Here is a 12,295-nt window from a genome sequence, read left to right on the forward strand (position 1 = left end):
TTTTTTCCAAATTCGCCGAATGGTCCAAAGCCGAACGGACCGACAAGACAAGATATGATATGAATTCCCCGGACATGCATTGAAGCAGTTGGGGGAGACGATGCTGCCGATCCTCTTTGCCGCCGGCGTTTTGATCATAGGAACAGGCCTCGCGTACAGCATCAAACGATTTTCGTTTGGCGACAGCACGACGCTGATCGCGCTGATGATCACTCCGCTGCTTGCCTATGGCATCGGCTCGGGAAAAATCAGCGAATTGGCGGGACCCGGCGGCTGGAGCGCGAAATTCAAGCAAGAAGCGGAAAAGACAATCGTCCCGGTGGGACACATTAAAGTCTCCGGCGATCTTTACGGCAAAGGCGGGCTTGACGACCTCAAGCGCATCGTTGGCAACCTTGGTCCCGGTCAACCGATAGCCGTGTCGCTGCAGTTGGGCAGAGGCGACTACTACAAGGCAGACATCATAGCGAAATACATCTCGGTTCTGGTTCACTACGACCCCAACGTGTTGATTATAATAGTTGATTCCGGAGGGGCCTACATCGCGTCGGCCAGAGCGGATATGATCCTCTCGCAACTGACAGACAAGGACGACTACGAACAGTCGCCTGAACCATTGTTCGAAACAAAACCATTCATCGATGCCATACACGGGAGCGACCCGGCGCCGGTTCGCTCGCTCTACGGCTTTTCTGATCAGTCAATTCCCGAAACGGCAAACAACGTGGCCGCCTTGCAAAGGATGCAAGAACTGAACACGCCAAGGTTGGTTGCGGTGACTTCCGATCGCAAGCCAAAAGGGCTAGTGGATCGTGACCCGATTGTAACGCAGCTGCTTCTTGGACTTGTGCCCGCCCAGTGACTTCCAGCCCCCAGATCCTCGTCGATGCCGACGCCTGCCCGGTCAAGGCCGAGGTCGAGAAGGTCGCCGAGCGCCATGGCGTTGTCGTCACCTACGTCTCCAATGGCGGCCTGCGGCCATCGCGCGATCCGATGATCCGCAATGTTGTCGTCTCCAAGGGCGCCGACGCCGCCGACGACTGGATCGTCGACAATGCGCGCGCCAATGACATCGTGGTGACGGCCGACATTCCGCTTGCCGCGCGTGCGGTGGCGCTCGGCGCGCATGTGCTCGGACCCACCGGACGTCCGTTCACCCCGGAAACGATCGGCATGGCGGTGGCGATGCGCGACCTCAAGCAGCATCTGCGCGAGACCGGCGAAAGCAAGGGCTACAATGCCAGCTTCGCGCCGCAGGATCGCTCGCGGTTCCTTGGCGAACTCGACCGCATCTTGCGGCGGGCGCTCAAATCCGCCACACCGGGCTGAGCCATGACGATCGATACGCCGATCAAGACGCCAGTGCACCGGCACATGCAGTTCGCGATGTCTGCCTGCGTCGGCCTACCGGCATTCGTGATCGCGCTCATCTCAGGCGTGCCGCTAGCCTATTCGATTTTGATCGGCGCCAATGTGTTCTTCGCCGCCTTTGTCGTGTTGGTCATTGCCCAGATGCCGCTGCTCACCGGCCGCTATCTGAGCAAGAATGCGCGTGAGATCGACCTGCCGGTTCTCGGCATCTTTGCCGTCACGCTTGGTGTTGTCGCCGTTGCCACCGTCCTGCTGTTCCAGCTGATCAATCACAAGGGCCGCGACCCCATCGAACTCAGCTTTGCGCTGTTGTCGATCCCGCTCGGCTGGTTCACCATCCATGCCATGGCAGCGCTCCACTATGCCCATGTCTACTGGATGGACGGTGATGCGATCGATGCCGAAACCAAGAAGAAGATCCCGGTCGGTGGCCTCGATTTTCCCGGCGGCAAACGGCCCGAGGGTTGGGATTTCCTTTATTTCGCGACGGTCATCGGCATGACCGCGCAGACCGCCGACACCGCCATAACGACCTCGCATATGCGCCGCGTCGTCCTTGTCCATTCGATCCTGTCTTTCTTCTTCAACACGGTCATCGTCGCTGCCGTCGTCAACCTCGCCGTCAGCCTCGGCAACTCGTAATAAATCCGTGATCGGATGAAACATCGGTTTGGATCTTTACGTATCAGGAGGACAATGAACGCGCAGGCCACGCCGCGAGGCCGGGAGACGAGACAAACATGGAATCCGCTGCCAGAAGCCAAACCACCGCTGGACCGGGCGCTCCCGCTTCGAGCGACAAAACGCTGATCTACCGGCAATCGCGCTGGACGCGGCTGACGCATTGGCTCTGGGCCATATCGCTGTTCTTCATGCTGCTTTCCGGCCTGCAGATCTTCAATGCCCGCCCGCAGCTCTACATCGGCAAGCAGTCGGGCTTCGAGTACAACAATACCGTCTTCGCCATCGGCGCCGAGAATACCGACGCCGGGCCGCGCGGCTACACCGAGGTCTTCGGCAAGCGCTTCGACACCACCGGGGTGCTCGGCTGGTCGGGTCCGGCAGGCAACGAGACGGCGCGCGGCTTTCCGTCCTGGGCGACAATTCCGTCCTACTACGATCTTGGCACCGCGCGTGTCGTGCATTTCTTCTTTGCCTGGATACTGACCACGACCTTGCTCATCTGGCTGGTCGCCAGCCTGATCAACGGCCATCTGCGCCGTGACCTCGCCCCGCGCCTTGATGATCTCAAGCGGTTGCCGCGGGACATCGTCGACCATGCTAAGCTCAGATTCCACCACACGCGCGAATACAACACGCTGCAGAAGATGGCCTATGGCGGCGTGCTGTTCGTGCTACTGCCGTTGATGATCATCACCGGTCTGGCCATGTCGCCAAGCATGAATTCGGTGCTGCCGTTCCTCAACGATCTGCTCGGTGGCAGACAAACTGCACGCACCATCCATTTCACCGTCATGGTGCTGCTGGTCGCCTTCTTCGTCATTCACATGCTGATGATCCTCGCCGCCGGCCCGATCAACGAACTGCGCTCCATCATCACCGGCTGGTACCGCACCGACCCACCGGTACATGAGGACGAAACCGCGCAGAGGAGTGCGTGACATGGCGAAATTTCAGATCAGCCGTCGGAAATTCCTGACCGCGGCCAGCCTCGGCGCTTCAGGCATCATGCTGTCGGGCTGCGACGCCTTCGACAGCCAGCTGAGCATCGGCAGCGGCCTGCGCAGTTTCCTCGAAAACGCCAATGGCCTGACATACCGCGCGCAACGCCTGCTCGCCGGCCGCGACGCGCTGGCGCCGGAATTCACCGAGGCCGACATCCGTCAGCCGCAGCGGCCGAACGGCGTCACGGCGCCCGACGACGATGTCTACAAGGGTCTGCTCGCCAACAATTTCGCCGACTGGCGATTGGAGGTTTCGGGCCTTGTCGAAAAGCCGCTGTCGCTGAGCCGCGAGCAATTGATGAACATGCCGAGCCGCACCCAGATCACCCGCCACGACTGCGTCGAAGGCTGGAGCTGCATCGCCAAATGGACCGGCACGCCGCTGTCGCTGGTGCTGGACCAGGCGGTGGTCAAGCCACAGGCGCGCTACGTCATGTTCCATTGCCTCGACACGATCGATCGCAGCCTCTCAGGCGACATCAAATATTACGGCACCATCGACCTGATCGATGCTCGCCACCCGCAGACGATCCTCGCCTATGGCCTGAATGGCAAGCCGCTGCCGGTCGAGAACGGCGCGCCGTTGCGCGTCCGTGTCGAGCGCCAGCTCGGCTACAAGATGCCGAAATATCTCTACAAGATCGAACTGGTCGATGGCTTCGCCAATGTCGGCGGTGGTCGCGGTGGCTATTGGGAAGACAATGGCTACGACTGGTATGGCGGGATCTGACCCACCGACACAAGGATGATCGGCCCGCGGAGGCCACGGGCCGATCAGTTACGCTTGGCTTTGCATGAGCCCCCCGGCCCCGCTCAATAGCCGGCGTAAATCCACTGACAATTGTTGTAGGAATCGCAGCTGTAGTACCAGTAGCCATCGCTGCGCGCCGTTTCACCGCTGGACGTGGCCTTGCTGGCAACGGCATCGGCCTTCTTGGCATCGGCCCCCATTTCCTTGGCCATCTTGGCCATCTTGCCTGTGTCCATGAGCACCGGCTTGCCGTCCTTCATCTTGGCGCCCTGCTCAGCCACCGGCCCGGCCTCGGCCAGCATTCTGGCGGCGACAAGCATTGCCTCGCCGTCCTTGTCGGCCTTGGCGATATTGGCCAGCGCCACGGCGGTTTCGACCTTCGTGCGCGCATCGGCCTGCTGTTCCGGCGTCATCCCGCCGGCGAAGGCCAGCGTTGTCGAGCCAAGGCCGGCAGCAAATGCAAGAGCAAGGACCTTACGGAATATGGTCATGTGTTGTTCTCCCTGAGTGGACGTCCCGCCGGGCAGAAGAGCAGTTTCACGACTGCAGAACCCTACCCAAACGGGTAGGCGGCGAGGTCCTTTTCGGTCAACCGCTGATCCTGGCTTCCACCAACGCACCGTTTGACAACCTGCCTCCAGTCGGGGACGATGGGCCGGGGTAATTCTGACAGAACTTCTTTTCGGGCATGCTGCGTGCTCCGATTCTGGGAGTGCGCCGCTGCCGGAAACCGGGGGCGGGCTTGACCTTGGTGCAGAAGCGCGAGACGCAGTTTCTCGACGCGCTCTATCTTGGGGTGCGCGACAGGGCGGAATTTGACGCCTCGCTTGACCTCCTCGGCGGCCTGTTCGACGTCGCCACGGCCATATTGCTGGATTTCGATGCGGCGCGGCCGGAAGTGTCGGCGCAGGCTTCCGTCGGCCTTTTCAAGGGTGAGGTGCTGGATCGCTATCAACGCGATTTCACCGCGCTGGACCCGGCGCCAAGGGCGTTCATGGCCTTGCCTGCCGGCACCGCCATGCCCACCTACCGCCTGCTTCCGGAAGAGACCCGCAAACCCGGCATTTTCTTCAACGAGTTCTTCCGGCCGCTGGGGCTGGAAGAATGCCTGGGCGGGACGCTTGCGTCGACAAAGGGCCGTTTCGCCATGGTCGGCCTGCAGCGGCCGCGTGACCGCAAGCCCTTCGACGACGACGATATCGCCAGGCTCGAGGCGCTCATGCCCCACCTTGCGCGGGCATTGCAGCTTCGCCGCAGTTTTCTGGAACTCGAAGGCGCGGCCGGCGCCATGTCCGAAATGTGCGACCGGCTGGCGGCTGGTGTCGTGGCGCTCGACGAATATGGGCGCAGCCTGTTCGTCAACGCCGCGGCTCGCAGGATCGCCGACGCCGGTGACGGCCTGTCGATTGGCCGTGGCGGCCGGCTTTTCGCCTTGAGTCGAGCCGCCAACAACAAGCTCGCGGAACTCGAGAACGATGTCCGCTCAGGCGGCGCGGGCGGCGTCGCGCGAGCAGCCCGGGCGGCCGGTAGACCACCCTATGGCGTCATGGTTGCCCCGTTCTTCCTCGATCATGGCGTCGACACCACAAGATCGCGGCCGCGCGGCGTCATGTTCATCATCCACGACCCGCTGCTCAAGGCGCAGTCGGACGCACAGATGATCGCAGCACTTTTCGGCCTGCCAAGAGGCACAGCGCAACTCGTCGCGGCCATCGCCGCCAACGAAGACCTGCAAACCTATGCCGATCGCGCCGGCATCTCGATGAACACGGTTCGCTATCATCTCAAGGCTGCCTACAGCCGAACCGGCGTGCGCCGGCAATCGGAGCTAGTACGGCTGGTAACCACGGCGCTGCGGGATCTAACCGATCACCGTGACAGCGGCGGTTCGTAGCGCTAAGCTGAATGACAAGCGTTGACGTCAAGCCGGGTTGCCGGGAAGCAGATGCAAAGGCCTCAACCTAAATCCAGCGTTCTGCAAAATAAGGCAGCGGGCCCGAACTCCGCTTTGACGAAAATCCAACAGGCGGTTTCAGCCATATTTATTGGAGTCTACCTTTCTGCATTCGCATTTTGTTTTACGATCGACGACGTTTTCGAAAGCAATCGCAGGCCCAAATCCCCCGATCTCGCAAATGGATTTACGTCTCTGGCTCACGTCAAGATAGGCAATTTCTACGGAACCCCGTTTGAAAGCTTCGTGGCCAACCATGGTATTTGGACATTCTCACTGCTCCTGATCGGAGCGCTGTTGTCGCCCGAAGTTCGCGCCGGCGAAAGACTCACCGGAACTGTTGCCGGCCGCAGATTTGCATTTAGCGCAGCCATTTTGTCCTTTGCGGCTTTGCTCGCCGTGTGGTGGAGCGGTTTTTGAAAGGCGGATGCCGGTTGGTCCTACTTTTCAAGCAACCGCGCTACAGCGGGCGGCGAAACAGTTCGCCCTTTCCGGCGATCTGTTCGGCGACGCCGCCGAGCCGCAGCATGTGCCAGGCAAGTGCATGGTTGCTCGAGGTGACCGGTTTCTTCAATTCCGTCTCGACCTCCTCGATGATCCGGGCAACACGCATGCTGGTGCAGGAAACGAACACCGCCTCGCATTCGCTGGACGCGCCGATCTCGAGAATGGCCTGCTTGACCGATGCCGGCGTGATGCGTGCCACGACATTGTCGTCCGCTTCGTTGAAAGAGCCCATGACCGGGATGTCCATCCCCCGCGCCATCAGCGATGCGCGCAGCGAATGATTGATTTTCGCAAGGTAGGGCGTCAGCAGTGCGATCCGCGAGACGCCCAGGGCCTTCAGCGCGGCGCGCGCCGCCGTCACCGGGTTGGTCACCTGTACGCCGGGCAGCACCTCGTGAACCCGCGCGGCGACCTTGTCCTCGCCGATGACAAGCGCTCCCGACGTGCAGGCAAAGCCGATCACGTCGAATTTGACGTCGGGCAAAAGGCCGACCGTGCCGGGGATCACCGCCGACATCTTCATCAGGTTCTCCGGCGTGATCTCGACATCGCTGTAAAGCCGGGCCTCGTAGAGCGCGACGTCACGCGCGGGCAGTGCGTAGCGGAATTCGTCCTCGATGGTCTGGTCGGTCCGCAGGACCAGCAGACCGAGATTGGCACGGGTGCCGATACCATCGTCGGTCTTGAATGGAATGTGTTCCTTGTCGAGGACGAGAGTGTCGTCGGCGCGTGTAACCGGGGTGTCCAAATGCAGTCCCCTTTCCAGATGCCAATCCGAATTGTCGACAATAGAAAACGGCGACAATGTCGAAGGTGTCAAGAGGCACCTGAGGCTTGAAGTATCGAAAAACGTGCGAATTCTGGTCTGAACGGACCACTTCCCGGTCGCCAATGCATGCGCCGTTGACAACAATCGACGTCTTCCTATTGAATTGTCGACAATGAACGACGGCCATTCGGTGGGGCGGCGATGCGCGTAGTGATCTTGGGCGGGGGCGTTGTCGGGATAACCACCGCCTATCAGCTGCAAAAGGATGGCCACGCGGTCACCGTTCTCGAGCAGGCGCCGCAGGTGGCCGAGGGCGCGAGCTGGGCCAATGCCGGCATGATCGCGCCTGGCCATTCCTTCGTCTGGTCATCGCCAGCCGCGCCAAAAATCCTGCTGAAGTCGCTGTTCCTCAAAGACCAGGCGCTTCGCTTCAGGCTCTCCGCCGACCCGCATCTCTACAGCTGGTCGCTGCGCTTCCTCATGCAATGCACGGCGGCCAAAGCGCGCCGCAACACCCTCCTCAAGCATCGCCTGGCGGTTCATTCCCAATCGGTCCTTCAGGCGGTCGTCAGGGAGGAAGGCCTGGAATATGACAGGACGTCGGCCGGCATCCTTTACTTCCATCGCAACCGTCAGGCGCTCGACAAGGGCGTCGCCAACATGCGCCTGCTGGAAGCGGACGGCCAGGAGATCCGCATTGTCGACGCGCAGCAAATCGTTGACCGCGAGCCGGCACTTGCCTCGTCGCGCGACAGCATTGCCGGCGGTATTTTGTGTCCGACCGACGAAACCGGCGACGCCGCCAAGTTCACGCGCGCCCTGGCGGCCATCGTCGAGTCGCGGGGTGGCAAGATCCTGACCGGCACCAGGATCCTCGGCATCGAACGCAGCAACGGTGCGATCACTCGGGTGACCACCGACAAGGGTGAGTTTTTGGCCGACAGCTACGTCCTGTGTCTGGGCGCGGAGAGCCCGATCCTCGCCCGCAAGATCGGCCTGGGTCTGCCCATCTATCCGATCAAGGGATATTCGCTGACCATTCCCATCGTCGACCAGGCCCTGGCTCCAAAGCTTCCCGTCATCGACGAGCACAACCTCGTTGCCATCACGCCGATGGGCGATCGCATCCGCGTTACCGCCACTGCGGAATTCGCCGGCTATGATCGCAGCCACAAGCCCTCGGATTTCGCCTTCATGAAACGCGTCACCCAGGGCCTGTTCCCCCGCGGTATCGACTATGATCGCGCCGAGATGCGGGCCTGCCTCAGGCCAATGACGCCCGACAATCTGCCGGTCCTCGGCCAGCGGGGCATCCGGAACCTTTGGCTGAACACCGGCCATGGCCATATCGGGTGGACCATGGCGCATGGGTCGGCCCGCATCGTCGCCGATCTGATCGCCGGGCGCGCCGCGCCAATCGCCCTCGACGGAATACTCCCTGCACAAGTGCGGCTCGCCACGCCGAGCGCAGCAAAGGCTTGACCGACGCCATGCTCCGATCCACCAGGCAAAGCAGCCAGGACAACAGCGCGGCGTTGGCATCCAAACCGATCAAGACCGGCCCGCGGGTCTATGCGGAGATCCGTTGGATGGCGATGGACTATCGCTTCAAGCCGAACGAACGCATCAACGAAGTGGAGCTTGCCGCCAGACTGAATGTCAGCCGCAGCCCGATCCGCGAGGCCCTGCAGCGGCTGGTCACGGAGGGGCTCATTACCTTCCAGACCAATCGCGGCTTCTTTTGCCGCGGCTTCGATGTCGAGGAGATCGTCAATCTTTCCGACGTGCGCATCGTGCTCGAGCAGCGTTCCGTCAGGCTGGCAATCGAGCGCGCCACGGATGAGGACCTCGCCGCGCTCGCCGACTGGTGGGCAAACACCATGGCGCGCGCGGACGCCTTTTCCAGCGCCGAACTGACAGCCAGGGACGAAGAATTCCACATCCGCATCGCCCGGCTGTCAGGCAATTCCGAACTGGCGCGCATGCTCGAAGGCATCAACACCCGTATCCATTTCGTGCGCAAGATCGAAGTGGAAAAGCACCGGCGGCTATCGACGACCTACACCGAACACAGCGACATCGCCCGCGCCATGGTCGCCCGCGATGCCGACAGGGCCGCCAGGCTCATGCATGACCACATCAGCATCAGTGTCGCCGATGCCATGTCGACCGTCAGGGAAGGCCTGGCTCGAATCTACATCGACGTCGACCAGATCTGATAGGTAACCCAGGACTGGTCAGGCAACCCAATATTTGTCAGGCGACCTTGTCGAGCAGCGGCTTCAGCGCCGGATGAATCTCCGGCGTGGCATGCTTGATCAGCGTCAGCAGTGCGCGTTCGTTCTCGTACAAGGGCCTGTCGACGCCGATATGCTCGATCAGCCATCCGGCTTCGCCTGCATCGATCGTCTCGGCACGACGGGCCAATGCCTCGGCCGCCCTGTTCTTGGCCTCCCATTCGGCATCGATGTCGTCCGGGGACCGATAGGCCTCCATGAGGCCGGCAAATCCACCCGACATCATGCGGCTGAAAAAGCCGCCGATTTGCGGATCGGCCTGATCCAGGAAGGATTCTTGGCGCAGCGCCACATCGCGTGTCGGTGCCTCATAGCCGGCCGAGCACATGACGAAATTGGCGATCGCCTTGACGAACAGCTCGTTCCAGGACGGATCGTTGTTGGCCTGGGCCGTCCGCTCGTTGATCCTGAACAGCACCTCGGCCTCGGCGCGGGTGATGGCAATGTTGCCGTCACCGCCATGGGCATGGAGGATGCGGCGCAGCAGCTCGACCTCCGCCTTGGCAATCAGTCCGGGAACCAACGCACCACCGAGCATCAGCGGCCCCTTGCCATCGATGACCGCGTGGGCGACCTGCTCCAGCGCATAGACGCAAAGCCGGCCCGGCGACGACCGTGCTTCTTCCAGCACATGCACCAGCAATTCGAGTTCGGTGCGGCTGTCGACCATGCCGTCTCGAGAGATCGTGCGGATCAGCCAGTCGGCATTGTCCTGCGAGATGTAGCCGGAGGGCTTTTCCTGGTGGACGATATAGTCGGTAACCGCCTCGACGAAGAACGGCGGCCATTCCGGGCATTTCTCCCGCGCCGTGGCGTCGAGAGCGAACAGCGCCTCGGCCTCGCCGCGCGTGACCACGCCGTCGCCGAACACTTCGTGCCGCAACATGGCCACGTCTTCAGCGACGATGCGGCTTTTCGAGGTCAGCCCCGCCACCGGCGCGCTCATGATCAATTCGCCCATTTGTCGTCCCCAGCTACCGGCAGAAACCGGCCCAAAGCGTCATTTTTGCCGGTATATCAGGAGTGTCTTGAAAAACCGGCAAACGGCGTGGTTAGCGAAGACTTGCCGGCCAATGCATGCCGCCCAAAAATGTGCAGCGGTTTTGGGCGAACGACATGCGCCAAAATCAAAAAGCTAAGGCGCATCGCCTGAATCCGTTTCAGCGCGATGCGCTTTAGATGTCGCTGGGAGGTGACAAGGTGTCGCCGACGGGCTATGGATGGCGCGTCGAGGGCTCAGGTTTGAGTCCTACCTGTTTGCGGGAGAGAGCAGCGAGAGCTGTCGCCGAAGGGGAAATCGCCCGAAATCTCTCAGGCAAAAGAACCGTAGACGGGAAAGACACTCTGGAAAGTCGGGGCTTGCCCCCGCGCCGAAGGTGTAAGCGCCGCTGACAGAGTTCCGGCTGCGCGAGTCTCTCAGGCTTCAGACAGAGGGGCACGGACTGGTCGCCATCAGCGGCCGATTGCGTGCGACTCTGGAGACGACATGACGGGCGACGACACCAAACACCTTCCCCTCGAAGATATCCATGTGGCCGCCGGTGCGCGCTTCGGCGCCTTTGCCGGCTGGTCGATGCCGCTGACCTATCCGGCCGGCGTCATGAAGGAGCATCTTCACACCCGCGAACATGCCGGCCTGTTCGACATCTCGCATATGAAGCTGTTCGAGGTCAGCGGACCAGGCGCGGCTTCGCTGCTCAACCGCGCCTGCCCGCTGGATGCCGGCGCGCTGGAAATCTCACAGTCCAAACTGACATTTTTCCTCAATGAAGCAGGCGGCATTCTCGACGATCTGATCGTGACCAGGCTCGGTGACGAGCGCTTCATGGTGGTTGCCAACGCCGGCAATGCCGTCGCGGACGAAAAGCATCTGCGTGAGCTTGCCAAGGCTTTCGATGCCAAGGTCGAGCCGCTCGACCGCATCTTCCTGGCCATCCAGGGACCGGAAGCCTGGGCAGCCCTTTCCCGTGCCGGCATCGAGACCGGGTCGCTGCTGTTCATGCACGGTGTCGAGCCACGAAAGAACTGGTTCATGAGCCGGTCGGGCTATACCGGCGAGGACGGTTTCGAGATCGGCCTGCCGGAGGCCGATGCGCGCGGCCTTGTCGCAAAACTCCTTGCAGATGAGCGGGTGCTGTGGATCGGCCTTGCCGCTCGCGACAGCCTGCGGCTGGAAGCCGGGCTCTGCCTGCATGGCCAGGACATCACGCCGGAGACCGACCCGGCCGCTGCCGCGCTGATGTGGGCGATCCCGAAGGAGATCCGCGCTTCCGGCGCTTTCATCGGCGCCGACGCCCTGCGTGCCAGCGCAGAACGAGGATCCGCGCAAAAGCGCGTCGGGCTGAAGCCGGACGGCCGCCAGCCCGTGCGTGCCGGTGCTGCGCTCTTCGACGGCGACGGCAAGCCCGCCGGCCATGTCACCTCAGGCGGCTTCGGCCCGTCGGCCGGCCATCCGGTCGCCATGGGTTATGTCGCGACACCACTGGCAAAGCCCGGAACACGGGTTTTCGCCGACGTGCGCGGCACGAAAATCCCTGTCGATATCAGCTCCCTGCCCTTCACACCGCATCGCTACCGCAAAGGATAATCTTCATGGCAACGACCTATTTCACCGAAGATCACGAGTGGCTCCGCGTCGAGGGCGGCGTCGCCACCGTCGGCATCACCGACTACGCGCAGGAACAGCTCGGCGACCTCGTCTTCGTCGAACTGCCGGAAACGGGAAGGAAGCTGTCCAAGGGCGACACCGCCGTCGTGGTCGAATCCGTCAAGGCGGCCTCCGATGTCTACGCGCCGGTCGATGGCGAAATCACCGAGGCCAACGGCAAGCTGTCCTCGGATCCGTCACTGGTCAACTCGGCGGCCACTGGCGCCGGCTGGCTGTGGAAGATGAAGCTTGCCGACGAAAGCCAGCTCGCGGGCCTCATGGATGAGGCCGCCTACAAAGCCCATATCGGCTGA

At 61.9% G+C, this 12,295-nt stretch carries 14 protein-coding genes and 1 riboswitch; of the genes, 11 read left to right on the forward strand and 3 right to left on the reverse strand.

The features are described 5' to 3' along the window. Positions 1–100: 100 nt before the first annotated feature. The 5 genes from NR193_RS08620 to NR193_RS08640 all read left to right on the forward strand — a co-directional run bounded on the left by NR193_RS08620 (position 101) and on the right by NR193_RS08640 (position 3,786). On the forward strand, positions 101–862 hold the full coding sequence (locus NR193_RS08620; protein ID WP_256750447.1) for a hypothetical protein: 762 nt from the start codon (positions 101–103) through the stop codon (positions 860–862). Continuing rightward, positions 859–1,329 (forward strand): YaiI/YqxD family protein, encoded by a 471-nt coding sequence (locus NR193_RS08625; protein ID WP_256750448.1) that lies wholly within the window; start codon positions 859–861, stop codon positions 1,327–1,329. Before NR193_RS08620 ends, NR193_RS08625 begins: the two co-directional genes overlap by 4 nt. A gap of 3 nt (positions 1,330–1,332) precedes the next feature. Further along, complete coding sequence (locus tag NR193_RS08630) at positions 1,333–2,013, forward strand: DUF1345 domain-containing protein (protein ID WP_256750449.1); 681 nt, start codon at positions 1,333–1,335, stop codon at positions 2,011–2,013. A 98-nt stretch (positions 2,014–2,111) separates the two neighbouring features. Then, positions 2,112–2,993 (forward strand): cytochrome b/b6 domain-containing protein, encoded by an 882-nt coding sequence (locus tag NR193_RS08635; protein WP_256750450.1) that lies wholly within the window; start codon positions 2,112–2,114, stop codon positions 2,991–2,993. Between the two features lies 1 nt (position 2,994). Then, positions 2,995–3,786 (forward strand): molybdopterin-binding protein, encoded by a 792-nt coding sequence (locus NR193_RS08640; RefSeq protein ID WP_256750451.1) that lies wholly within the window; start codon positions 2,995–2,997, stop codon positions 3,784–3,786. Between the two features lie 83 nt (positions 3,787–3,869). On the opposite strand, the gene NR193_RS08645 is transcribed toward NR193_RS08640, so the two are convergent. Further along, a complete protein-coding gene (locus tag NR193_RS08645) occupies positions 3,870–4,298 on the reverse strand; it encodes a hypothetical protein (protein WP_256750452.1) in 429 nt (142 codons plus the stop codon). Between the two features lie 251 nt (positions 4,299–4,549). Between NR193_RS08645 and NR193_RS08650 the strand changes: the two genes are divergently transcribed. Together NR193_RS08650 and NR193_RS08655 are read left to right on the forward strand one after the other, a co-directional pair. Beyond that, positions 4,550–5,701, forward strand: a complete 1,152-nt coding sequence (locus NR193_RS08650; RefSeq protein WP_256750453.1) for a hypothetical protein — start codon at positions 4,550–4,552, stop codon at positions 5,699–5,701. Positions 5,702–5,815: 114 nt separating this feature from the next. Then, complete coding sequence (locus tag NR193_RS08655) at positions 5,816–6,181, forward strand: hypothetical protein (protein WP_256750454.1); 366 nt, start codon at positions 5,816–5,818, stop codon at positions 6,179–6,181. Positions 6,182–6,221: 40 nt separating this feature from the next. Here NR193_RS08655 and NR193_RS08660 read toward each other — a convergent pair whose 3' ends face one another. After that, on the reverse strand, positions 6,222–7,016 hold the full coding sequence (locus NR193_RS08660) for an Asp/Glu racemase (protein ID WP_256750455.1): 795 nt from the start codon (positions 7,014–7,016) through the stop codon (positions 6,222–6,224). A 222-nt stretch (positions 7,017–7,238) separates the two neighbouring features. Here NR193_RS08660 and NR193_RS08665 point away from each other — a divergent pair, with 222 nt between their 5' ends. Both NR193_RS08665 and NR193_RS08670 read left to right on the forward strand, forming a co-directional pair. Beyond that, positions 7,239–8,519, forward strand: a complete 1,281-nt coding sequence (locus NR193_RS08665; protein WP_256750456.1) for a D-amino acid dehydrogenase — start codon at positions 7,239–7,241, stop codon at positions 8,517–8,519. Between the two features lie 53 nt (positions 8,520–8,572). Beyond that, positions 8,573–9,256, forward strand: coding sequence for a GntR family transcriptional regulator (locus tag NR193_RS08670; protein ID WP_256750457.1), 684 nt, complete (start codon positions 8,573–8,575; stop codon positions 9,254–9,256). 37 nt (positions 9,257–9,293) lie between these two features. Here NR193_RS08670 and NR193_RS08675 read toward each other — a convergent pair whose 3' ends face one another. Then, entirely contained in the window at positions 9,294–10,295 is a 1,002-nt protein-coding gene (locus NR193_RS08675; RefSeq protein ID WP_256750458.1) for a hypothetical protein, read from the reverse strand. A gap of 289 nt (positions 10,296–10,584) precedes the next feature. Beyond that, positions 10,585–10,671, forward strand: a riboswitch (glycine riboswitch). A gap of 149 nt (positions 10,672–10,820) precedes the next feature. Between NR193_RS08675 and gcvT the strand changes: the two genes are divergently transcribed. Further along, positions 10,821–11,921, forward strand: a complete 1,101-nt coding sequence (gene gcvT / locus NR193_RS08680; RefSeq protein WP_256750459.1) for a glycine cleavage system aminomethyltransferase GcvT — start codon at positions 10,821–10,823, stop codon at positions 11,919–11,921. 5 nt (positions 11,922–11,926) lie between these two features. After that, positions 11,927–12,295 (forward strand): glycine cleavage system protein GcvH, encoded by a 369-nt coding sequence (gene gcvH, locus NR193_RS08685; protein WP_256750460.1) that lies wholly within the window; start codon positions 11,927–11,929, stop codon positions 12,293–12,295.

Source organism: Mesorhizobium sp. Mes31 (assembly GCF_024519675.1).
Lineage (GTDB): Bacteria > Pseudomonadota > Alphaproteobacteria > Rhizobiales > Rhizobiaceae > Mesorhizobium.